The 23,084-nt window shown below is 55.4% G+C and carries 20 protein-coding genes; 16 read left to right on the top strand and 4 right to left on the bottom strand.

The features are described 5' to 3' along the window. Positions 1-68: 68 nt before the first annotated feature. Positions 69-1,466, top strand: coding sequence for an asparagine--tRNA ligase (asnS, locus tag R0137_RS16635; RefSeq protein ID WP_407327535.1), 1,398 nt, complete (start codon positions 69-71; stop codon positions 1,464-1,466). A 34-nt stretch (positions 1,467-1,500) separates the two neighbouring features. Here asnS and R0137_RS16630 read toward each other — a convergent pair whose 3' ends face one another. Beyond that, on the bottom strand, positions 1,501-3,495 hold the full coding sequence (locus R0137_RS16630) for a VacB/RNase II family 3'-5' exoribonuclease (protein WP_407327534.1): 1,995 nt from the start codon (positions 3,493-3,495) through the stop codon (positions 1,501-1,503). A 551-nt stretch (positions 3,496-4,046) separates the two neighbouring features. On the opposite strand from R0137_RS16630, the gene R0137_RS16625 reads away from it, so the two are divergent. Next, positions 4,047-5,480 carry a PhoH family protein gene (locus R0137_RS16625; RefSeq protein ID WP_407327533.1) on the top strand — a complete coding sequence of 478 codons (1,434 nt, stop codon included), beginning with the start codon at positions 4,047-4,049 and terminating at the stop codon, positions 5,478-5,480. A 125-nt stretch (positions 5,481-5,605) separates the two neighbouring features. Next, positions 5,606-6,448, top strand: a complete 843-nt coding sequence (gene asd / locus R0137_RS16620) for an archaetidylserine decarboxylase (protein WP_407327532.1) — start codon at positions 5,606-5,608, stop codon at positions 6,446-6,448. Positions 6,449-6,494: 46 nt separating this feature from the next. Here asd and rsgA read toward each other — a convergent pair whose 3' ends face one another. Then, on the bottom strand, positions 6,495-7,514 hold the full coding sequence (gene rsgA / locus R0137_RS16615; RefSeq protein WP_407327531.1) for a small ribosomal subunit biogenesis GTPase RsgA: 1,020 nt from the start codon (positions 7,512-7,514) through the stop codon (positions 6,495-6,497). 77 nt (positions 7,515-7,591) lie between these two features. Between rsgA and orn the strand changes: the two genes are divergently transcribed. Beyond that, positions 7,592-8,146 carry an oligoribonuclease gene (orn, locus tag R0137_RS16610; RefSeq protein WP_407327530.1) on the top strand — a complete coding sequence of 185 codons (555 nt, stop codon included), beginning with the start codon at positions 7,592-7,594 and terminating at the stop codon, positions 8,144-8,146. 60 nt (positions 8,147-8,206) lie between these two features. Here orn and queG read toward each other — a convergent pair whose 3' ends face one another. Then, on the bottom strand, positions 8,207-9,277 hold the full coding sequence (queG, locus tag R0137_RS16605) for a tRNA epoxyqueuosine(34) reductase QueG (RefSeq protein ID WP_407327529.1): 1,071 nt from the start codon (positions 9,275-9,277) through the stop codon (positions 8,207-8,209). An 89-nt stretch (positions 9,278-9,366) separates the two neighbouring features. Here queG and R0137_RS16600 point away from each other — a divergent pair, with 89 nt between their 5' ends. The 12 genes from R0137_RS16600 (at position 9,367) to R0137_RS16545 (ending at position 22,319) form a co-directional block, all read left to right on the top strand. After that, positions 9,367-10,872 (top strand): NAD(P)H-hydrate dehydratase, encoded by a 1,506-nt coding sequence (locus R0137_RS16600; protein ID WP_407327528.1) that lies wholly within the window; start codon positions 9,367-9,369, stop codon positions 10,870-10,872. Beyond that, on the top strand, positions 10,869-11,393 hold the full coding sequence (gene tsaE / locus R0137_RS16595) for a tRNA (adenosine(37)-N6)-threonylcarbamoyltransferase complex ATPase subunit type 1 TsaE (protein ID WP_407327527.1): 525 nt from the start codon (positions 10,869-10,871) through the stop codon (positions 11,391-11,393). The genes R0137_RS16600 and tsaE overlap by 4 nt, the downstream gene beginning before the upstream one ends. Continuing rightward, positions 11,380-12,729, top strand: coding sequence for an N-acetylmuramoyl-L-alanine amidase (locus R0137_RS16590; protein WP_407327526.1), 1,350 nt, complete (start codon positions 11,380-11,382; stop codon positions 12,727-12,729). Before tsaE ends, R0137_RS16590 begins: the two co-directional genes overlap by 14 nt. Before the next feature lie 18 nt (positions 12,730-12,747). Continuing rightward, positions 12,748-14,685: a DNA mismatch repair endonuclease MutL gene (gene mutL, locus R0137_RS16585; protein ID WP_407327525.1), complete on the top strand. Its 1,938-nt coding sequence runs from the start codon at positions 12,748-12,750 to the stop codon at positions 14,683-14,685. 25 nt (positions 14,686-14,710) lie between these two features. After that, positions 14,711-15,655 carry a tRNA (adenosine(37)-N6)-dimethylallyltransferase MiaA gene (gene miaA, locus R0137_RS16580; protein ID WP_407330040.1) on the top strand — a complete coding sequence of 315 codons (945 nt, stop codon included), beginning with the start codon at positions 14,711-14,713 and terminating at the stop codon, positions 15,653-15,655. A 143-nt stretch (positions 15,656-15,798) separates the two neighbouring features. Beyond that, a complete protein-coding gene (gene hfq / locus R0137_RS16575) occupies positions 15,799-16,047 on the top strand; it encodes an RNA chaperone Hfq (RefSeq protein ID WP_008292735.1) in 249 nt (82 codons plus the stop codon). A gap of 98 nt (positions 16,048-16,145) precedes the next feature. Beyond that, on the top strand, positions 16,146-17,408 hold the full coding sequence (hflX, locus tag R0137_RS16570; protein ID WP_407327524.1) for a ribosome rescue GTPase HflX: 1,263 nt from the start codon (positions 16,146-16,148) through the stop codon (positions 17,406-17,408). An 86-nt stretch (positions 17,409-17,494) separates the two neighbouring features. After that, the gene (hflK, locus tag R0137_RS16565; RefSeq protein WP_407327523.1) at positions 17,495-18,640 is read left to right on the top strand and encodes an FtsH protease activity modulator HflK; all 1,146 of its coding nucleotides are present in this window, start codon (positions 17,495-17,497) and stop codon (positions 18,638-18,640) included. Between the two features lies 1 nt (position 18,641). Beyond that, on the top strand, positions 18,642-19,517 hold the full coding sequence (gene hflC / locus R0137_RS16560) for a protease modulator HflC (protein WP_407327522.1): 876 nt from the start codon (positions 18,642-18,644) through the stop codon (positions 19,515-19,517). A gap of 104 nt (positions 19,518-19,621) precedes the next feature. Next, on the top strand, positions 19,622-19,816 hold the full coding sequence (locus tag R0137_RS16555; RefSeq protein WP_405270664.1) for a DUF2065 domain-containing protein: 195 nt from the start codon (positions 19,622-19,624) through the stop codon (positions 19,814-19,816). Positions 19,817-19,818: 2 nt separating this feature from the next. After that, a complete protein-coding gene (locus tag R0137_RS16550; RefSeq protein ID WP_407327521.1) occupies positions 19,819-21,030 on the top strand; it encodes an ATP phosphoribosyltransferase regulatory subunit in 1,212 nt (403 codons plus the stop codon). After that, positions 21,027-22,319 (top strand): adenylosuccinate synthase, encoded by a 1,293-nt coding sequence (locus R0137_RS16545; protein ID WP_407327520.1) that lies wholly within the window; start codon positions 21,027-21,029, stop codon positions 22,317-22,319. Before R0137_RS16550 ends, R0137_RS16545 begins: the two co-directional genes overlap by 4 nt. 2 nt (positions 22,320-22,321) lie before the next feature. Here R0137_RS16545 and R0137_RS16540 read toward each other — a convergent pair whose 3' ends face one another. Continuing rightward, positions 22,322-23,032: a helix-turn-helix domain-containing protein gene (locus tag R0137_RS16540; protein ID WP_407327519.1), complete on the bottom strand. Its 711-nt coding sequence runs from the start codon at positions 23,030-23,032 to the stop codon at positions 22,322-22,324. Between the last annotated feature and the right edge of the window lie 52 nt (positions 23,033-23,084).

Raw genomic sequence — 23,084 nt, 5'->3', positions numbered from 1 at the left:
TCACGGTTCGCCATGGCGGTAAGCTGATTCTTTAGTTATCCTCCGCGCCTTTGAGGCGGAGGCTCCAGATGACAGCATTTTCAAGAGTTTTGGATCTATTGCGAACGGACCCCACCGCGGGCGGCGAAGTCGCTGTGCGGGGTTGGCTGCGTAGCAAGCGAGATTCCAAGGCCGGTATTTCTTTTCTGGCGATACATGACGGCTCTTCCTTTGACGCAATTCAGGCAGTGGTTCCGGCGGATTTAGAGAACTATGAAAGTGAGGTTCTCGCGTTGGGCACCGGTTGCTCCGTAGAGCTCCGCGGGACCTTGGTGCCGTCGCAGGGGAAAGGGCAGCAGGTGGAAATTCAGGCGAGTGAAGTTCGCGTGCTGGGGTGGGTCGACGAACCCGAGACCTATCCCATTGCGAAAAAGCGCCATACCTTTGAGTACCTTAGAACCCAGGCTCATTTGCGACCGCGTACCAACACTTTCGGTGCCATCACTCGCGTGCGGCATAGTCTGGCAAACGCCGTGCACAGCTACTTTCACGACAACGGCTTTTACTGGGTAAACACGCCCATCATTACCGGCAGCGACTGCGAAGGAGCCGGAGAACTTTTCCGCGTAAGCACCCTGGATATGACCAACATTCCGCGTACTCCCGAGGGAGGCGTCGACTATGCGCAGGACTTTTTTGGAGGCGATGCGTTTCTCACGGTGAGTGGTCAGTTAGCGGTCGAGTCTTACTGTTTGTCCATGAGTAAGGTGTATACCTTTGGACCGACCTTTCGCGCCGAAAACAGCAATACAAGCCGTCACCTCGCGGAATTTTGGATGATTGAACCAGAAGTGGCGTTCGCGGATCTGGCAGAGAACGCAGATCTGGCCGAGTTGCTGCTGAAGCATGTTTTCAACCGCGTCCTGAATGAGTGTGAGGACGATCTCGCGTTTTTTAATCAACGGATTGATAACACTGTTCTATCGAGGCTCACCGCCATGGTTGATCAGGACTTCGAGCGCATGGATTACGGAGACGCTATCAAGATACTGCAAGGCAGTGGCGAGAAGTTTGAGTTTCCTGTGGAGTGGGGCGTGGATCTGGCGAGTGAGCATGAGCGCTTTCTGTGTGAGAAGCACGTCGGACGCCCGGTAGTACTTATGAACTACCCCAGAGAGATTAAGGCGTTCTATATGCGCCTGAATGACGACGAGAAAACGGTAGCGGCTATGGATGTGCTCGCCCCGGGCATCGGAGAAATTATTGGTGGTAGTCAGCGTGAGGAGCGGTTGGATGTGCTCGACGCGCGCATGGACCCAGAGCTCCGCGAGGAGCTTTGGTGGTACAGAGATTTACGTCGTTATGGAACGGTGCCGCACTCGGGCTTTGGCTTGGGCTTCGAGCGTCTGATCAACTATGTGACAGGCATGGAAAACATTCGCGACGCCATTCCATTTCCGCGTACACCAGGAAACGCACACTTCTAAGCTTCGATTTACCCAGCTGCTGGCGATGGATGGCTTAGTTGTCTGTCGCCTCGCTGGGCTTTGCTACAACCTCCAGCTTTCGACCCGAGTTGGGGTCGAGCTTAAACAACGGCAGATGCGCCGTCTCTTCATCGCTGCCCAAGAGCGTTACGTGCACGGGCGTGTTCACTCTAAATTGACGGGTCTTGCTCTTTAGAGTTGCAGTCCACTTGTCGAAGTGGAATTTTTCGCCAGCCTTACGCAAATCCACATAACCCTCAAGCCCGCTGTCATCAAGACGAACGCTGAATCCGTTGTTTCCCATATGAGATACCTGCGCAGCCCAGGGGCCAGATGTGCTCTTTGCTAGACGCTGAAGATACTCCAGAGTCAACCAGCGCTCTGCCTCATTACTGATTTGGCGCAACTTCTGCAGTTTTTGGCTGAGGGAATCGAGCTCAGGTTGTTCACAAATGGTGCCGGTTTCACCTCGAAGCGTTGCCTTGATCTGCAGGTGCACTAGAAAATCCAGGTACTTGCGCAGCGGGGATGTGCAATTGGTATACAAGGGCAGAGACATGCCCATGTGTGCACCGGGTTTTTTGGAGAGCCGCGCGCGGGTCAACAGGCGATTTACCATGCTGCGAAGGGGGAGCTCGTGCTCACTGCTGGCGAGCTGACGCAATAAGTCTCGATACCCCTCCAGGGAGTCCGGATCGAGGCTTTCGGAGTCAGGCACATAAAGCTCTAGAAACTTGGCGCGATCCTTCAAGCGATCCCTGCGAAAGCCATCGTGCACCACGAAGGGGCCGTTGGCCCCTGCCTCTGCGAGGAACATTGCTGCGCAGCGATTGGTCGCAACCATGCACTCTTCTACGAGACGTTGGGAGCTGAGTTTTTCGCAGGGTTCAATATTCTCAATGTGGCCCCGGTCATCAAGGAGCCAGCGAAACTCCTGACGATCCTCCATGACCAATTCCTGGGCTTCTCTTCGACCGCGGAGTGCTCTTGATACCTGATAGAGCGCCTCTAGGGGCGTGGCGTGACAAATCAGAGACTCGTCCTGCCCGCCGAGATAGCGGTCTACAGCAAAGTAAGAGAGCTTGGCCCGAGAGCGGATTGTCGCTTCGAAGAAGCGATACTCTCCGACACTGCCATCTTCGGCGATGGCTACACGACATACTAAGGCGGGTCGTAGTTCGTTCTCGGCGAGGGCACAGCGCTGTTGCGCGATGCTTTCGGGGAGCATGGGTACAACAGCTCCATGGAAATAGGCACTGCTAGCTCGCTCAGCAACGGTTGCCCTTAAGGGAGAGTCTGCGTTGATGTAAGCGGTGGGGTCTGCGATAGCGACGTAAAGAAGCCAGCCGTCGTTGGTGACCTCAGCGTAGAGCGCATCGTCAATGTCCTGCGTGCGTGCAGCATCAATCGTGACAAAAGCGAGATTAGAAAAATCTTCTCGATGGCTGTCAGTTTCCGGCGTCATAGCACCGACTAACTTTTCAAGATGTTCCTTGTCGCTATCGGACCATTCGCTTTGGAGGCCGTACTTGGCCATGGTGTAGGCGTTTTCAATCCCCGGGTCGTCCGCGGCGCCGATAGTGCCCAGCACCTTAGCCTGAGGCTTCCCGTCTCGGATGGGGTGACGCTGAAGCGCGCAGCGCAGGTAATCGCCGGCTTTAACACCATTGCGCGTTTGGGGCGGTAAAAACAGCCAGCGATTAACTCCCGCGATGTCAGGCTCTACGAACATTGCCTTACCCTTGCTGACGCAACGACCGGTGAACTCGCCGATGGAGCTTTCGACAAGGCCCTCAATCTCGGCGATAGGTCGTTTGTCTTTGCCCGGTCGTATGCAAACGCGAACGCGATCTCCTGGAAAGGCCTTCAGCATTTCGTCGGGCGGTACAAAAACCTCGCGCCCGTCGTCCGTGCGCGCAAAACCATAGCGCGCAGGAGTGCCTCGAAGCACTGCCTCGATGCGCTCCTTCTCGGCTTCAATTTGGGTTTTCAGCCCTTTTAGCTGGGCAAGGGCATCTCGATCTAACATCGGAAAACTGTGGTTGACCTACATCTTATTTAGGGGCGCTATGCTATCGGAAATGCCTGCGACTGTCAGTTTGTAAGCGCCTTAACTGGCCCTTGGTGGCGAATCTTAGTGATGTCGCGGTTTGCGAAGTCGCTTTCACACCTTTGCGCTCTGCGCGCGCAGACTTTGCCTGCGATAAATTCGGAAAATATCGGTAAATCGAGAGAAGCCCGTTGACAGTGTTTACGACGAACGCTAATAATCGAGATGTTTCCTGCTTCAGGTGGATGCGGCGATCTTTCCAGCCTTAGAAGGTGATCAGCAAGGCATCGGGCGTTTAGCCTCAGGTGTCATTGAAACTGAAGGTGCTATCAGAGCGCCAGGAGTGAGTGTCGCTCCAGCAGATGTCCTCCTCGCAAATTTCACTCGTTCGTTTACTCACTTCTCCTTACCAGGTTTAGTCCTGTTGCCCAGTTTTTTACTGTTTTTCTCTGATTTGTGTTCGCTACTTGCCCTATCGATTGGTAGGGCTATTTCTGATCTTCCCGATCGTATGTTCTGAGGAATTGCTTATGGAATCTAGCTCCGTTGTGCACGACCTGACCCCGCTCGTCGAACCGGCCAAAAAAGTCTACGTGCTGGATACCAACGTGCTTTTGCACGACCCGACTGCTGTCACGGCGTTCAACGAGCACCACATTGTTATACCCATGACCGTGCTGGAGGAGCTTGATCACATTAAGGACCGTCGGGATAAAACGGTGAGTCGCGAGGCGCGTATCGCGATCAACATGATCGATAAGATTGTCGATTCAGCGTCGCCTCAAGCTATTCAAGAGGGCGTGGGAATCCCGTCTGCCGATGCGCAAGGTAGTCGCGGCACTCTGGCGATTTTCCCCGACCAACTAATCAATGATGACAGTGACGTTCCCTATCTGGATGGGACGCAGGATCAGGCAAATGACAATCGGATTATCAATGTTGCGCTGAAGCTTCAGGCCGAGAACGAAGGCGCGTTTGTGTGTCTGGTTACCAAAGACATCAATATGCGCATCAAGGCCAAGGGATCCGGGCTACTGCATGTTGAAGACTATCGACGGGATCGCGTGCTCGATGACATCGATCTGCTGTGCAAAGGCTATCAGCATATAGAGGGCGATTTTTGGGCGGGGATCGAGGAAGTCGACACGATCCGGGAAGACAACATAACGCTCCATCGCGTGCCACGAAACGCTGTGACCGACGCCTATCCCAATATGTTTCTTCATGATGATCAGGACTTTCTCGCCTTTGTGCACAGGATCGATGCTGATTATCTGTATTTGCGTTGTGACAGTCGGGACAACTTGATGAATCGAAAATTCTGGGGCTTGTCTCCCAGAAACCTCGAGCAAGCGATGGCGATGTCCCTCATCGGTAACAGCGAAGTCGATATGACGGTCATGACCGGGCCCGCGGGGTCGGGAAAAACCCTCATTGCGCTGGCTTACGGCTTGCACGCTATTCTCGAAGAGGGGCGTTACAGTAAATTGATTGTGGCGCGCTCGACGCCGCCTATCGCCGAAGACATCGGTTTTCTTCCTGGCACGGAAGAGGAAAAAATGGCGCCTTGGCTTGCGGCGTTCGACGACAATCTTGAAATACTTCACGGGTCCGACGAGTCCTGTACGGGTAGCATCGATTACGTAAAGGAGAGAGCCAATATTCAGTTTAAGTCGCTCAACTTTATGCGCGGCCGCTCCTTTAATAATGCGTACATCATCATCGACGAAGCGCAGGGTCTAACACAGTTTCAGTTAAAGTCAGTCATAAGCCGGGTTGGGGAAGATTCGAAGATTGTGGTGTTGGGCAACCTTGCACAAATCGACAACAAGTACATTTCCCCACTCACTTCTGGTCTTACCTATCTGGTGGAGCGCAGTAAAGGGTATGATCACGCCGGAATCATGCATGTGAATGGCATCGTTAGATCGCGACTCGCGGCTTTTGCCGAGGAAAACCTCTAACCCGGGTTCTCAAATCCCGTTGCTCTCGACGACTTAATGCACTTGGATGTTTTATATCTCGTGTAGACACTTGATAATCGGTTGTAGACACGTTGTAGACTGCTGTGGAGTATTTGTAACTCGTCGTGGACACTCTCTTTATCTTGCTTCAGCGCTTGCTGCCCCAGCACGCGCTGTCCAGACTCGTTGGTCGCCTTGCCGCTGCTAAGGGCCCTCGCTGGTTAAAAGATCGCGTTATCGGCGCGTTTGCCAAACACTATGCTGTCGATCTGGAGGAAGCTGAAAGGCCATTTCCTGAGGCTTACGAGAGCTTTAATGCCTTTTTTACTCGTGCCTTAAAACCCGGCGTGCGACCGCTGTGCAGCAGCGGCATAGCTTGCCCGGCAGATGGCGCGATTAGTGAGATCGGCGACATTGATGGCCAACGTATTTTGCAGGCTAAAGGTCGAAGCTTCTCATTGGAGGCATTGCTTGCTGGAGACCGGGCTCGCGTCGAGCAGTTTACCGGTGGCAGCTTCGCGACGATCTATCTCTCCCCGAAGGACTATCATCGAGTGCACATGCCTCTGGACGGCCAACTGCAAGCCAGCAGCTATGTTCCGGGAGATCTGTTTTCGGTGAACGGCACTACCGCAGCCGGGGTCGATGGCCTCTTCGCTCGAAACGAGCGGCATATCAGCTACTTCGATACACCTCGGGGACCCATGGCCATGGTATTAGTGGGTGCGATGATTGTTGCCGGCATCGAGACCGTATGGGCGGGGCAGGTGGCGCCACAGCGCAGAAAGGTTGAGCGCTGGGATCATGCCGTAACGCCATCGCCAGTTTTACTGGATCGCGGCAGTGAAATGGGACGTTTTTTGCTTGGTTCTACGGTGATTTTGCTGTTTCCAAAGGGAGTGGCGGCCTGGAACGAAGACTGTGTGGCGGGTGCTGCCGTGCGAATGGGTCAGCAGCTGTCGGCATAAGTGGGTTCGCACAATCGGGACTCCCAGCTCGAAGATTGCACCGCGGTTATCCCTGCAGAGGCTGATCCAGCGACGCGATGATTCTTCGATAGCTATCCAATCGCGCGGGGTGGATGGCGCCGGTTTCGATCGCCTCGGTGAGCGCGCAGCCTGGCTCGCTCTGGTGTTGGCAGTCGCGGAAGCGACAGTGGCCAATACAATCACGAAACTCTCGAAATCCTTCTTCAACCTCATCACGCGTCATGTGCCACAAGCCAAACTCCCTAATTCCTGGGGAGTCGATTAATGCTCCGCCCCCGGGAACGTCGAATAGGCGCGCTGTGGTGGTGGTGTGACGTCCCTTTTGCTTGTCAGGGGACAGTTCTGATACGCGCTGCTGCGCGTCGGGGAGGAGCGCATTAACGAGGGTGGTTTTACCAACGCCAGACTGGCCTACAAGGATACTTGTGTGCCCAGCTAAAAGTTTTGTGAGCTCGTCGATCGCGCCAAACTTACCTTGAGCCCGGATCGTTGTGTAACCCAGCGGAGCATAGGGTTCCAAGAGTATGTCTATGGACTCCTCGAGGTAAGGGTCTTCCAGCAGATCTGCTTTATTGAGCAGAATCACGGCTTCGGCGCCGAGGTTTTCGGTCGCTACGAGATAGCGATCTACCAGGCCTCCGTGGGGCTCGGGGTAGGGCGCTATGACGATGATGACGCGGTCTATGTTGGCAGCGACGCTGCGAAGCTTGCCAAACTTGTCAGGACGCCGAAGCTCTGTAGTGCGCTCTTCCCGGGCGACCACCACCCCTGTTTCTTCACCCGCGCAGAAAATGACCTGGTCTCCAGCTACTACTGATCCCAGGTTCATGCGCAGATGGCAGCGATGGACTTCACAGTCTGTAGCCTCTACGTCGGCTTGGGTCCCGTAGCGGGCGATGACACGGCCTTTCTGCTCTGTGCCAAGTTGTCCCCCAGCGAGGGCTTCGTCACCGAGCGCGCCAGCGCGCTCCGCGCGATCAGCACGCTCTTGCTGCTTGCGTTCAATGCGCCAGTTCTGGCGGCGATTAAGTTTCCGTTTACTCACGGCTGCATTATTGGTGCCAGCCGGGAGACTGTCGAGCGCGTGCTAAACTTCTTCGCCTCTTGGAAAGGGAAATAGACATGGTCGACGAGCGTAATTTCATCTGGGTAGACATGGAAATGACTGGTCTTGATCCCGATGCCGATCGCGTGATTGAGATTGCCACTATTGTCACCGATAGTGATTTGAACACACTTGCAGAGGGCCCCGTGATTGCCATCCACCAACCCGAAGCGGCTCTCGATGCCATGGACGAATGGAATACGACTCATCATGGCAATTCCGGCCTTTGTGATCGTGTGCGAGCAAGTTCCATCGATGAGGCCGAGGCGACCCGTTTAACGATCAACTTTTTGGAAGCCTGGGTGCCACCGGGCGCTTCACCCATGTGCGGTAACAGCATCTGCCAGGATCGGCGTTTCATGGCGCGGCACCTCCCAGAACTGGAGCGCTACTTTCATTATCGGAATCTTGATGTGAGTACTCTCAAGGTTCTCGCTCAGCGATGGAGGCCAGACGTAGCAGCGGGCTTGCAAAAGCGCGCGGTTCACCTGGCACTGGAGGACATTCGAGATTCTATCGATGAACTGCGCCATTATCAGCAGCATTTTTTGAACTGCGATACGAACACTTAATTGTTTAAGCATAGTCGCTTATACACAGTCGCTTATCCACGGCCATTTATACATAGTCGCTTAGAGAGCGCCATGTTGCTCCAAAGCCCAGCTCACATGTTCCTGTACAAGTTCAGATGGGTAATCAGCGCGCTGGCGGAGGCCTGCAACAGTGTCGGGCGTACTCGGCGCATTCCCAAGAGCGATGGCAAGGTTTCTCAACCAGCGCTCATATCCAATTCTTCGCAATGCCGATCCCTCGGTATTTGCAGCCCAGGTAGCTTCGTCCCAGGCAAACAGCGTAAGTAATTCTCCGTCGTCCAAGCCGTGACGGGGTTGGAAGTCCGGCTCTGCGGTAACTTGCGCGAACTTGTTCCATGGGCAAACCAGCTGGCAATCATCACAGCCGAAGATCCGGTTGCCCATCAATGGGCGCAGCTCTGGATCGATGCTGCCTTTGTGCTCGATGGTCAGATAAGAAATACAGCGCCGGGCATCCAATTCAAATGGCCCGACAAAGGCATCCGTCGGGCAAATGTCCAGGCAGGCCCGGCAAGTTCCGCAATGTTTGCTGTCCTGAGGCGGGTCCACGGTTAAGGGAAGGTCTGTATAAATTTCGCCAAGGAAAAACCAAGAGCCAGCATCCTGATTGATCAACATTGTGTTTTTTGCAATCCAGCCAAGGCCAGCGCGCTCGGCAAGCGCTCGCTCCAGGACCGGAGCACTGTCCACGAATGCGCGGTATAGTCCCTGTCCAAGGTGGCTCTCGATACGTTTCGCGAGCTGCGCTAGTCGTTTTCGGACGAGCTTGTGGTAGTCCCGACCCAGGGTGTAGCGCGCGATGTACGCTTTATCCGGGTTCTCCAAAACGGACATAGGGTCGGTGCCGTCGCCGAGATAGTCCATGCGCAGGGAGAGAACCCGGCAGGTGCCGGGAACCAGTTCTTCGGGGCGAGAGCGCTTCGTGCCGTGGTCACCCATCCACTGCATCTCACCTTGGTGCCCAGCCTCAAGCCAGCGCTTCAGATGCCCCTCATGATCGGCGAGGTCGATGTCGCTGACGCCAAGTTGCGAGAAGCCGAGTTCCTCGGCCCAGCCACGAATCGTCTCGACGAGAGCGCCTCCGTCGCAAGTGGCCAGAATATCCGTCATTGCTTTGCAGCCCTTTTGACACGCTGACCGTATAATTGCGCTATGAGATTTGAAGCCATAGTGACGATTGTGCCAGAGGCGTGGTCTGTATGAGTATCCAGGCGCCGCGTTTTCTGTATACAGCTGAGCAAAGTCGAATCGTTGATCGCGAAGCGATTGATGTTCATGGCTTACCCGGCCCTCTGCTAATGGCCCGTGCAGCGCGGGCTGCTTTCGATTTTTTTCTTGCGCAATACGCTGAATCTACAGCTCCCGCTTCAATGCAAGTATTTTGCGGGGCGGGAAATAACGGCGGAGACGGCCTCTTGCTGGCTGCACTTGCCAAGGGTCGAGGCATAGAAACGCGCGTTTTTCTCGTGGATGGTGTGCCACGCAGCGAAGATGCGATAGCCGCTGCTGCTCGCGCCGAGTCTGCCGGCATCCAGCTCGAAGCATGTGTTCCAGATAATCTAACCGATGAGGGTGTCATCGTTGACGCGATGCTCGGCACGGGCATTTCTGGTGAGGTGCGGCCAACGTATAGGGCCGCTATTGATCTGATTAACGATAGCGCGGCGCCGGTGCTCGCTCTGGATGTTCCCTCAGGAATAGACAGTGATACTGGTGCTGTTTGCGGTGCGGCGGTAAGAGCATCCTGGACCATCAGCTTTATCACCCCCAAACGCGGACTCTACACCGGGGCCGGCGAGGAGCATGCCGGAGCGTGCTTTTGCGATGACTTGAACGTCCCGACGGCGGCCTTTGCCGCTGTGGCTCCTGTTTTTGAAGTATTGAGCCTGAAGGCAGAGTTGCAATCCCTGCCTCCTCTTTCACCTTCGGCCCATAAGGGGCACTTTGGACGTTGTCTGGTGATTGGCGGTGATCACGGTATGGGCGGTGCGATCATCTTGGCCGCAGAGGCGGCACTGCGAACGGGCGTTGGTCTTGTGCGGGTCGCAACCCGGGAGGCTCATATCCCTGCTTTGCTGGCTAGGCGGCCCGAGGCGATGGTGAGCGCTATTGATCATCGAAACGCATTGATGCCCCTTCTCGAGTGGGCTGATGCAGTCATTGTAGGTCCCGGATTAGGTCAGGATGTCTGGGGTGAGCAAATGCTGCATGCCTGTCTGGGTGCCCAGAAGCCGCTTTTAGTCGACGCAGACGCGCTTAACATTTTGGCAAAGAGCAAAACGCGGTCTTTGCCAAAAGGATCGGTGATTACGCCTCATCCTGGAGAAGCTGCGCGTTTACTGTCCTCGGGATCTGACACTGCTGGGAGCCCCGTACAGAGTGATCGCTTTGGCGTGGCACAGCAGCTTGCGGATTTTTGGGACGCCACGGTGGTGCTGAAGGGTAACGGGAGCCTCGTTGTTGGTCCAAAGCGCCATGCGCTGTGCCTCGATGGTAATCCGGGGATGGCGTCGGGCGGCATGGGTGACGTGTTGAGCGGTGTCGTGGGGGCATTTCTTGCTCAGGGGCTGTCCGCAACACAGGCCGCTGCTTTGGCTGTTGTTGTTCACGCTAAGGCAGGCGATCGAGCGGCGGCTAGATCCTCTGAGCGATCGCTATTGGCTACGGACCTGATCCCTTGCATAGCGGAGCTGCTACAGTCATGAGCGCTTTGTTTCGGGACCTGCAGATTTACTTAGAGACTGAGGCCGAGGTGGTCGATTTTGGGCGTGCGCTTGCAGGCCACCTGCCGCTTGGCACAACGCTGTATCTTTATGGTGAACTTGGCGCGGGTAAAACGACTCTAACTCGCGGGATTGCGTGGGGGCTGGGGCACACCGGGGCAGTTAAGAGCCCCACCTACACTCTCGTTGAGCCCTATGGTGATCTGCAAAAGCCCTTGTATCACTTTGATCTTTACCGCTTGGGCGATCCGGAAGAGCTGGAGTACATGGGGATTAGGGATTACTTCGGTGGCCAGTCATTGGTAGTAGTGGAGTGGCCTGAGCGTGGAGGAGAGTTTTTGCCGCGGGCGGATATGGAGATTAGACTCGCGGTCAAAGGACAGGGAAGGCATGTTTGGGTGAATGCCTACAGTGACATCGGTGTCGAATGTTTGACTGCCATACGGAGCGTCTTGGGGAAGAGCTTCGAGTCATCAGTGGAATCGGGAGATGCTCACAATTAAATGTGAACCGACAGCAAAGTCTCGTCCGCGGGCATGGTTCGCTGCGGCCCTTGTGCTGTGGGCCTTGCCGACGCTGCTCCATGCCAAAGGAGTCGATGTAAAAGATCTGCGCTTATGGCGGGCGCCTGACCATACGCGTCTCGTGCTGGATTTGTCCGGACCGGCGGAACATCGTTTGTTGGAGTTGGACAACCCGAGACGTCTGGTTGTGGACGTGATTGATGCGAAGCTGCTGGCGAAGGTCGATGCCCTGGAATTGGATAAAACCCCTATTTCAAGTGTTCGCAGCGGTGTTCGTGAGGGCGATGACCTGCGTCTCGTGCTGGATCTTAGCGAAGCTGTGAGGCCCCGAAGTTTCGCTCTAAAGGCCTCGGAACTCGCCGATGATCGTCTGGTTATTGACCTTTATGATCTCGAGACTGAAGTCGCAGCACCCGCAGTGAAAAAGAGCGCTCGCAGTAACGATCGCCGCGATATTGTTATCGCCATTGACGCGGGGCACGGCGGTGAGGACCCGGGAGCGTCCGGTCCCGGACGCCTTCGCGAGAAGCAGGTGGTGTTGGAAATCGCAAAAGAGCTGCATAGTTTGTTTAAGGCTGATGCGGGATTCGCTCCGACGCTGATTCGCAGTGGCGACTACTACGTGAGCCTCAAGGGTCGTCGAGATCTCGCTCGCAAGCGCCAAGCCGATATGTTCGTTTCGGTCCACGCGGACGCTTTCAGAGATAAACGCGCCCGAGGCGCATCGGTCTATGCGTTGTCGACTAGAGGCGCGACCAGTACGACGGCGAGCTATTTGGCTCAGAGAGAGAATGCAGCGGATCTGCTGGGCGGCGTTAGCCTCGGTGACAAAGAAGATGCCCTTGCCATGACCCTGGCAGATTTATCGATGACCGCGACTCTCGATAGCAGCTTGAATGTCGGTGCCAGTGTCCTTGGCGAGATGAACCAATTTGCCAGACTCCACAAAAAGCAGGTTGAACAGGCAGGGTTTGCGGTGCTTAAGTCTCCCGACGTCCCATCTATATTAGTTGAGACGGGCTTTATATCTAACCCTGAGGAAGCAAGAAAACTCGCTTCTCCAAGCTATAGGAAGCGAATGGCTAAAGCGATTCATAGCGGTATCGTGCAATGGTTTCGCGCCCATCCGCCGCCCGGCTCTCTCCTTGCACACCTACGTGACGCCGGGGAGACGGAGTACACCATAGTCGGTGGCGACACACTCTCGGGAATCGCCCAACGGTTCAATGTAAACGTCAATTTGCTGAGCCAATACAATAACCTGCGTAACAGCAAAATACTTGTGGGCCAAACGCTCCGCATTCCTGCAAGTTGAACCGAGTAGATATCCTCTATGCCCGTGATTAAGCGCCTTCCTCCGCGCCTCGCCAATCAGATCGCTGCTGGCGAGGTGGTTGAGCGTCCAGCCTCAGTGGTCAAGGAGTTGTTAGAGAACAGTCTGGACGCGGGTGCGCTTCGGGTAGATATCGATATAGAAGCAGCGGGAACCAAGCTCATCCGAATTAGGGACAACGGCACGGGTATTGATGCTGAAGACCTGCCCCTGGCTCTCGATCGTCATGCCACCAGCAAGATCAGCTCTTTGGATGATCTGGAGCAGGTGGGGAGTTTTGGATTTCGAGGGGAGGCTCTCGCCAGTATCGGTTCCGTGTCCCATTTACTGGTTACCAGTAATACGGCGGAAGGGGGTAGCGATGGGCAGTCTGCGAGCTGCTCTGGACGGGATATGCAGGTCACGCTCAAGCCGGCGGCTCACCCTCAGGGCACGACGGTAGAAGTTCGTGATTTGTTTTTTAACACGCCAGCAAGGCGTAAGTTTCTGCGTACAGAGCGCACAGAGTTTAATCACCTGGAAGATGTTGTGAAGCGCGTGGCGCTATCGCGTTTCGACGTGAGCTTCGCTTTGCGCCATAACGGCAGGCAGCTACGGGATTTGCGTCGTTGTGACACCGAGGCTGATCAGCTGCGGCGGGTGGCAACACTCTGCGGTCCAGCCTTTGTCGATAATGCGGTGGCGATTGATCGTGACGCGGGGGAGTTGCGCCTACACGGCTGGGTGGCGCAACCGAGCTTTTCGCGAAGCCAGGCTGATCTCCAGCACTTTTACGTTAATGGTCGCTATATTCGCGACAAATTGGTGGTCCACGCTGTGCGTCAGGCGTTCAGTGACGTTCTGTATCAAGGCCGTCATCCTGCGTTTGTTCTGTATCTGGAGCTGGCCCCGGCTGAGGTGGACGTCAACGTACATCCCACCAAGCATGAAGTGCGATTCAGAGATGGTCGCAGCGTGCACAGCTTTATATACAGTACCTTACACAAAGCCTTAGCAGACATTCGACCGAGCGATACCTCGGTGCCAACTCAGGCGAGTACCTCTCCTGTATCGGCATCGACGGCCCGATTGGATTTGCTAACCGGTGAGCTTGTTCGCCAGCAAGAGATGGGGTTGGCAGAGCAAGGGGCTCCCAGATTAAACACTGGAGTTGGAGTTGGAGTTGGAGTTGGAGTTGGAGGTGGAGTTGGAGTTGGAGGTGCCACGGCGTTTTCGGACCGTGGGACTCGCGGTGATTTTCAAGCGGGCAGGGGTGGTGCCGCCAGCTTCGATGGCGCTACTGCCGCTAGTTATCAGCAGCTTTATGGGGCGAATCAGAGTGATACTGCGATTGCCGAAGGCGACGCAGCGGATATCCCGCCCCTTGGTTATGCGCTCGCTCAACTCCATGGCATCTACATACTCGCCCAGAATAGGGAGGGAATGGTGCTGGTGGATACGCACGCGGCCCACGAGCGCATAACCTACGAGCGCCTGAAGCAAGCGCGAGATGAGCAGGGAATTCGGAGTCAGCCTCTACTCGTGCCCCAGAGCGTATCTGTGAGCGGTCGCGAAGCTATTTTGGTAGAAGAGCACGCGGCATTGTTCGAAAGCCTCGGCTTACGTGTCGATATTGCGGGCGAAGAAAGCCTGATGATTCGTGAGATTCCTGTTTCTCTTCAGGGCGCTGATGTGGAGCAGCTGCTCCGTGACGTTCTGGCAGAGCTTCTCGAGTATGGAACGTCCGAGCGAATAGCCCGGCACGAGGATGAGCTATTGTCGACTATGGCCTGTCACGGGTCCGTGCGCGCAAATCGACGTCTCACAGTGCCGGAGATGAATGCGCTGTTAAGGGACATGGAAGTGACAGAGCGCTCCGGGCAGTGCAATCACGGTCGACCTACCTGGACTGCGCTCAGCGTGCAGGATTTGGATCGTTTGTTCCTCCGCGGACGCTAGCGTGGACACGCCACTGCTGTGCATCATGGGGCCCACAGCCTCGGGTAAGACCGATCTTGCGATAGCTCTTGCGGAAGCCCTCAATGGCGAATTGATTAGCGTAGATTCAGCGCTGGTGTATCGAGGTCTAGATATTGGAAGCGCTAAACCCGAGTATCCTCATCACCTGATAGACATATGCGATGTGAGCGACGCTTACTCCGCCGCACGGTTTGCCAAGGATGCCCAGCAGGCTATTGCTGCGGTGCGAGAACGCGGGCGGCGTCCCATCCTTGTGGGCGGAACGATGCTGTACTACAGCGCATTGGTGCGGGGTTTTGCGGCTATGCCGTCTGCCGACGCTACTGTGCGTAAAGACATTGCAGCGCTCGCGGCCGCTGAGGGTTGGCCTGCGGTGCATCGGGCGCTGGCGCGAGTCGACCCTGAGTCGGCAGCGCGTATTCATCCCAACCACTCTCAGCGTTTGTCTCGCGCCCTGGAGGTATACCGCCTCTCTGGTAAGACCATGACCGAGCTTCACGAGCAGGGTGCCAGCTCATTGCTAAGCGAAGAGGTGATGGCCGTTGCAATCGCGCCGGCGGATCGACAAGTTCTTCATCAGCGCATCGAAACGCGCTTTATCCAGATGATGAACGCGGGTTTCCTCGACGAGGTTCGCGGCCTCAGAGCTCGGGGTGACCTCCATGCAGATTTACCAGCGATCCGAGCAGTGGGTTATCGGCAGCTCTGGGCGCATTTGGAAGGCGAGTGTTCACTCGAGGAGGCACAGGAGCTAGGGGTAGTCGCTACCCGCCAGCTCGCAAAAAGACAGTTCACCTGGCTGCGAAAGTGGCCGGACTTACAGTGGATACATACCGATGCCGCGGGAGGAGTCTTGGGGAGCGATTTGGCCTTAAATGACTCCGAGCTTGCCAAATTCACCGATCCGGTAAATCTGCTCTTGAACTACCTAACCTACAGCCCCATGTAGTAAGCTGCGAGAGCAGCAAAATAAAACCTAGCCTGTTTTTATGGGAGGTGGCTGCTACATCCACGGCGTTTGAGCCGTGCTTTGGTTTTTTTTGGCTCGACTTGAGCCCCACACAGCCTTCGTGGCTAAAGGAGAATAGCGTCATGTCTAAAGGGCATACCCTACAAGACCCTTATCTGAACCTCTTACGAAAAGAGCGTGTTCCGGTATCTATTTATCTGGTTAATGGCATCAAGCTGCAGGGCCAGATCGAGTCTTTTGATCAATTTGTTGTTTTGCTGAAGAACACCGTCAGCCAGATGGTTTATAAGCATGCGATCTCTACGGTTGTGCCTGGGCGTGTAGTTCGTATGCCCATGCAAAACCCACCAGAGGATGATGGTGAGAGTTAAACCTTCGACGCAAGGCAACATCTTTTCTCGTCGACCTGCTGTTTTTCGAATTATTGCTCGTAGGGTCGACGGGATAGCTAAGACACACGGAAATCCCATTGTTTTTTGATCGGCCGGATAGCGGCGAACGCGCTGTGCTCGTCAATATCAGCCTAGATAACGACGGTGGTGGTATTGATCCCAGAGAGTTCGAGGCATTGGTGATTTCGGCGGGCGGTGATCCTGTAGCTCTGGTTACCGGTCATCGCAGTACACCGAAAGCGCGAAGCTTTGTGGGCAGCGGAAAGCTCGAGGAGATTGCGGAAGTTCTGCAAGCTGAGGAAGCGTCGCTGGTAATCTTCAATCATAGCCTGAGTCCCAGCCAGGAGAGGAACCTCGAAGCTTCCCTCAGTGCCCGGGTACTGGACCGCACGGGTTTGATTCTGGATATTTTCGCGCAACGCGCGCGAACTCATGAAGGCAAGTTGCAGGTAGAGCTCGCTCAGTTGCGGCATATGAGTACGCGACTCATCCGAGGATGGACCCACCTTGAACGCCAGAAAGGCGGAATTGGTATGCGTGGCCCAGGGGAAACCCAGCTGGAAACGGACCGCCGGTTATTGCGTGCCCGGATTAAATCCATTACTGCTCGCCTGGACCGTGTGAGACGGCAGCGAGGGCAGGGTCGGCGTGCGCGTCAGCGTGCCGAGCTGGCGACCGTGGCCTTGGTTGGTTATACCAACGCGGGTAAATCGAGCCTGTTTAACACTCTGACTGACTCAAAGGTGTATGCGGCAGATCAGTTGTTTGCGACTCTTGACCCGACCCTTCGTCGTCTGGAAGTGGATAATCTCGGACCGGTGGTGATCGCGGATACGGTAGGTTTTATTGCACGATTGCCTCACGGGCTTGTCGAAGCATTTAAGGCCACGCTGGAAGAGACCCGGGAAGCGGACTTGCTGTTGCACGTGGTTGACGCCGCTAGCGAGGATCGTGACGACAACCGTCGCGAGGTGCAGGCGGTTCTTGAGGAGATCGGTGCGGAAGAGCGCCCGGTATTGGAGATATACAACAAGATTGACCTGCTCGAGATGCAGGCGCGTATTGATCGAGATGACGAGGGACGCCCGTATCGTGTGTGGATCAGTGCAGAGAAGGGTTTAGGTCTCGATCTTGTTCTGGAAGCTCTGGCAGAGCTTCTGGGTGATGATGTACTGGCCCAGGACGTAGAGCTACGGCCGGATCAGGCAAAACTTCGTGCCGCGCTGTATGCCTTGGGCGCGGTGGAGAACGAAAAATTTGGCGACGATGGTAGTGCGCATTTACAGGTGCGCCTACCTCGTTCGGACTGGGAACGATTGATTTCTCGGGAAGGCGCCTAATCGTAGTAGCGGATTTTAGCGCTGGCCACATAGTTGGCTTGAGATTTTGCTAGAATGCCGCGCTTCCTGTTTTGAGGAGATAGAGCATGGCCTGGAATGAACCGGGTGGCGGTAATAACTCACGCGACCCCTGGGGTGGCGGTAATCAGGGTCCACCAGACCTTGATGAAGCGCTGAAAAAACTGCAGCAACGCTTTGGCGGCCTTTTCGGCGGCGGCGGCAAAGGCGGGGGCGGCGGCGGTGCGTCAGCTTCGCTGTTCGTCGTACTAATTTGCGGTGCCGCGCTAGTCTGGGGCCTTATGGGCTTGTATCAGATTGACGAGCAGGAGCGCGCCGTTGTGCTGCGATTCGGCAAGTACCACTCCACGGTACGTCCGGGTCTGCATTGGAATCCTCCGGGCATCGACGAAGTTATTCGAGTCAACACTACCAAGGTTCGCGCGGCGAGCTTCAGAGAGATTATGTTGACGCAGGATGAGAACATCGTCGAGGTTCGCATGTCGGTGCAGTACGTGATCGATGAGGTCAAAGACTACGTTCTGCAGGTTCGCGAGCCCGAAAACTCACTGCAGCAAGCTGCAAAGAGTGCGCTTAGGCACGTTGTCGGTGGGATGACCATGGATCTGGTCCTCACCGAGGGTCGAACACGCATCGCGACAGAAGTTGACGAGCGGCTGCAGAATTACCTGACCAGCTATACCACGGGTATTCGCTTGTCGGCAGTCAACGTCGACGATTCAAAGCCGCCCTCGCAAGTTCAAGCCGCATTTGATGATGTGATCAAGGCGCGAGAGGACGAAGAACGTGTAAAGAATGAGGCCCAGTCCTACGCTAACGGCATCGTGCCGGAAGCCCGAGGTCAGGCGCAGCGGCAAATCGAAGAGGCGAGCGCTTATCGAGAGCAGGTCATCGCAAACGCTGAAGGTGAGGCCGATCGTTTCAACAACTTGCTTACGGAATATCGCAAGGCACCAGAGGTCACACGAGAACGTTTGTATTTGGACGCTGTTCAAAACGTACTCACCAACACCAGCAAAATAATGGTGGATGTGGAAGGCGGTAATAACGTGATGTATCTGCCTTTGGATAAACTCAACGCCGGAGCTGGCGCGACTCGCAGAAGTGCACCGATGGACATTAACTCCAGCAACATCCGTGAGCTGACTGACGCGGTAACCGAGCAGCTGCGCCGGGATGCTGCGGCGCAGCAATCACGACGGGGAGGACGTTGATATGACGGGACGTTCATTAACGCTATTGGTAATCGTAACGCTTGCGATGTTCGTGGCGAGTAATTCGCTGTATGTCATCAAGGAAACGGAACGGGGTGTGCTATTGAAGTTCGGTGAGGTGGTTAATCCAAACCTCGAGCCTGGGCTCCACGTGAAAGTACCCTTCGTGAACAACGTGCGTAAGTTTGATGGTCGAATTGTAACGCTGGATTCCCAGCCGGAGCGGTTTTTCACTCAAGAGCAAAAAGCTTTGATCATTGATTCTTATGCCAAGTATCGAATCGCAGATACCGCAACTTTCTACACCGCAACAAATGGTGAGGAGTCGCGCGCAGCAGGACTGTTGGCACAACGTGTGAACAACCGTCTGCGTAACCAGGTGGCTATTCGGACAATTCAGGAAGTTGTTTCCGGCGAGCGGGATCAGCTGATGGAAACAATTACCCGAGAGTTGGATGTTGTTGCCCGCGAGGAGCTGGGTATCGAGATCGTCGATGTGCGCGTGAAGCAGATTGACCTGCCGCCCGAAGTGTCCGAGTCGGTGTATCGACGTATGAATGCCGAGCGAGAGAAGGAAGCTCGGGAGCGTCGCTCTCAGGGTCAGGAACTCGCTGAGGGTATTCGCGCTGCGGCGGATCGTGAAGTAACGGTAATCAGCGCTAACGCGTATCGAGAAGCTCAGCAGGTGCGTGGTCGAGGCGACGCGGACGCGACGCGAATCTATGCGGAGGCCTTTGGTCAGGATCCGGAGTTTTACTCCTTTACCCGAAGCCTACGAGCCTATCAGGACTCGTTTCAGAGCAGCGGGGACATCATGCTGGTGCGACCCGATAGTGAGTTCTTCCGATATTTGAAGGACTCTAGCGGAGGCAATTAAGGCATCGGCTGCATTGGCAGCCCTGTGCTAAAATCCGTAAACCGTGGAGGATGGTGCGCTAGGTAAGCGCGTCTAAATCCACGGTTTTTTCTTGGGGGAGTGTTTTGCAGGAATTTTGGCAGGTGTTTCCCGTGGCCGTGGCGCTGGTCTTCGTAATGGAAGGCTTGTTGCCTTTTATGAGTCCTGGGCGCTGGCGCTCAATGATTGCGACCGTCGCTCAGTTGGATGACGCGGCTATACGGCGCTTTGGATTGGGTAGCATGTTGTTTGGCGTCGTGATGTTGTATCTGGTGCATTAACAGTGGATAAGCAAAGCCCTATCAGGGCGTGGCAGCTGCCGGATGGTATTGACGAGCTTCTACCGGACGCAGCAGCACAAGTAGAAGAACTCCGTCGCAGCCTTTTGGATTGTGCGTCCCGTTGGGGCTACCGCTTGGTAATGCCTCCCATGGTTGAGTTTACGGATTCGCTGTTGGTGGGCGTCGGCGAGGATCTCGATCTCCTCACTTTCAAGGTCCCGGACCAAGTGACTGGCCGGATGCTGGGTCTGCGCGCCGACATGACGCCTCAGGTTGCCCGCATGGATGCCCACAGCCTACACGGTGATCAGGTAAATCGCCTGTGTTACGCGGGCTCTACACTGCACACGCGTTCTGGGTCCCTTGCTGCCTCAAGATCACCCTTACAACTGGGCGCGGAGCTATATGGGGCTCAGGGCCTCTCTGCGGACATTGAGGTTATCGCCTTGATGTTGAGCATGCTCGACGTAGCTGGTGTGGAAATCGGCAGCGCGTTAACCCTGGATCTTGGGCACGGCGATATTTTCAAACATGTGCTCGCGGCCAGTGGCGCTAAAGACGCTGGGATTGAGTCGGAAATTTTTGATGCGCTGCAGCGCAAATCCCGGCCGGATCTCGAACGGCTTTTGGAGCAATTACCGGTTGGTTCGAGGTCTGGTTTACGTGCCTTAATGGATATGCACGGCGATCTTGACGTGCTTGATCGTGCTGAGGCAGAGCTTGCGAGGACTGCGCCGCAGATTCGCACATCGTTGGAGGAGCTCCGAGCATTGTCTTCTGCGTTACAGGCTCGCTACCCGGATGTATCCCTGTATGTCGATCTGGCGGAGCTTCGTGGATACCGATACCACACGGGGGTGGTTTTCGCCGCCTACACCCAAGGCCTGGGCGAAGCCCTTGCCAGAGGTGGGCGCTATGACAACGTGGGCAAGGTGTATGGTCGATCTCGACCCGCCACCGGTTTTGCTACGGATTTACGACTACTGGCTTCGCAACTTAGAACCCAGCATTCTTCTTCGGATGCTATCGCTGCGCCCGATCTGGAAGACGCGGCATTGCAAGATGCCGTCCGATCTCTACGCAACGCCGGGGAAACGGTGATCGTAGAGTTTGATGGAGATACAGATTCTCGCTGCTCGCGGGAGATGACAAAAATTGATGGTCAGTGGCAGCCCCAGGCGCGGCAAACGTCACTCGTTGGAGAAGGTAAATGAGCCGGAATGTGGTAGTACTGGGCACCCAGTGGGGCGATGAAGGTAAAGGGAAGATCGTTGATCTCCTGACCGATCGCTCCGAGGCGGTTGTTCGTTTTCAGGGTGGTCACAATGCGGGGCACACCCTCGTGTGTGACGGTGAGAAAACCGTTTTGCACCTGATCCCCTCCGGTATTCTTCGCGAGAATGTCGTTTGCTGCATTGGCAACGGTGTAGTTTTAGCGCCCGATGCTTTGCTGAAGGAAATCGTTGAGCTGGAAGAGCGGCAGGTGCCCGTGCGTGACCGTCTGAGAATTTCTCCCGCCTGCCCTTTGATTTTGCCTTATCACGTTGCTCTGGATAACGCGCGTGAAGTGCGTCGCGGCGCGGACAAGATTGGCACCACCGGTCGTGGTATCGGCCCTGCTTACGAAGACAAGGCGGCTCGACGAGGCCTGCGCCTTGGCGATCTTCAGGATCCCGTGCGCTTTGAACGAAAGCTCCGGGAAGTGATGGAGTATCACAACTTCCAACTGGAAAATTACTACAAAGTAGATCCTGTCGATGTGGAGGCGGTGCTGCAGTCCAGTCTGACTATGGGTGAGCAGTTACTGCCAATGATGACTGACGTAACTGCGATGTTGCATCAGTTCAGAGCAGAGTCACGCAGCATCTTGTTTGAGGGTGCTCAGGGCTCCCTTCTGGATATCGATCACGGTACTTACCCCTTTGTAACTAGCTCCAACACTACGGCTGGTGGCACCGCCACAGGCTCTGGTTTTGGCCCTCTGTATCTGGATTACGTGCTTGGTATCACCAAAGCCTATACAACGCGGGTGGGTTCCGGGCCTTTTCCCACGGAGCTCTTTGATGCGACGGGCGAGCATCTTGCTACACGAGGACACGAGTTCGGTGCTACCACGGGTCGTGCGCGGCGCTGCGGATGGTTCGATGCCGTGGCATTGAGAAATGCCGTGAACATTAACTCCGTAAGCGGTATTTGCCTGACTAAGCTCGATGTTCTTGATGGTTTAGAGTCGATTCAAATCTGCATTGGTTACACCAACGCGGTTGGGGAGCCCGTAGCCAACCCTATGGACTCCGAGGATTACGAAGGGCTGGTACCAGTTTACGAGACTGTACCAGGCTGGAGCGAGTCTACCGTGGGAGCGAAATCCCTTGATGATCTGCCGAAGGCAGCACGCGACTACATCTCGACTATTGAGACGGTGGTCGGTGCGCCTATCGACATTATTTCAACCGGTCCAGATCGCGTAGAGACAATTATTCTTCACGACCCTTTCAGCTAGGCTTAGTGATAGCGCTGGCGATAATCACTGTAACTGACGCCGGTCCAGCGCCTGAACGCCCGGTAAAAGCTGTTTACTTCCAGGTAACCTAGTTCGTCCGCGAGGCACTTTCCCGGGAGCCAGCGCTCCCGCAGACGAGATTCACAGCGGAACTGCCTGGCTCTATCCAACAGGAACTGATAGCTCGTGTGATCGTTGCGCAAGCGCCGACGCAAAGTGGTGCAACTGATGCCTAAAGTGTCAGCAACACTTTCCGCCCGCACCCTAGAAAGGTCATCATCTAGCAATATCCGAAGCACCCGGTCCGTCGTTCGCGAAAGAGGCATGTAGCCCCCATGGTTTTCTTCGTCGTGATTTGCGGTCGCGCTGGACGGTATCTGCTGCTGAATCTCACCTAGCGGTCCTCTAGGACCCAAGTCCTCTTTCGCACCTGGACAATATGCCACTGTTGGGGCGTCCGATTTATAACGCGCGAAGTCGCCCCAGTGGTTGCTGTTGCCTTCGGGTGCAATCAGATGACGGTCTGAGCTTACCGATTGTTCTCTTTCTGGGGGTTGCTCCCGCGGTATCTGGTGGTAGCCCACGGTGATCTGCCGACCGATGGTTCCGGGGTTTTGCCCAGGGTTTTGATGACAGTCCACAGAATGTTGCGGCGTGCTCTGCGGTAACGGTCTTGGACCGGGATCAGGTCGGGAGTGAAAAATCTGTGTCATCGATGCCTCCTTGCTCGATAAATTGATTTCCTATTCGTCGTAACCGATGTCA

The sequence above is a fragment of the Congregibacter brevis genome, assembly GCF_045689245.1.
GTDB classification, from domain to species: domain Bacteria; phylum Pseudomonadota; class Gammaproteobacteria; order Pseudomonadales; family Halieaceae; genus Congregibacter; species Congregibacter brevis.
The sequence above is the reverse complement of the archived record's forward strand: the minus strand, read 5'-3'. Positions and strand labels throughout refer to the sequence as shown.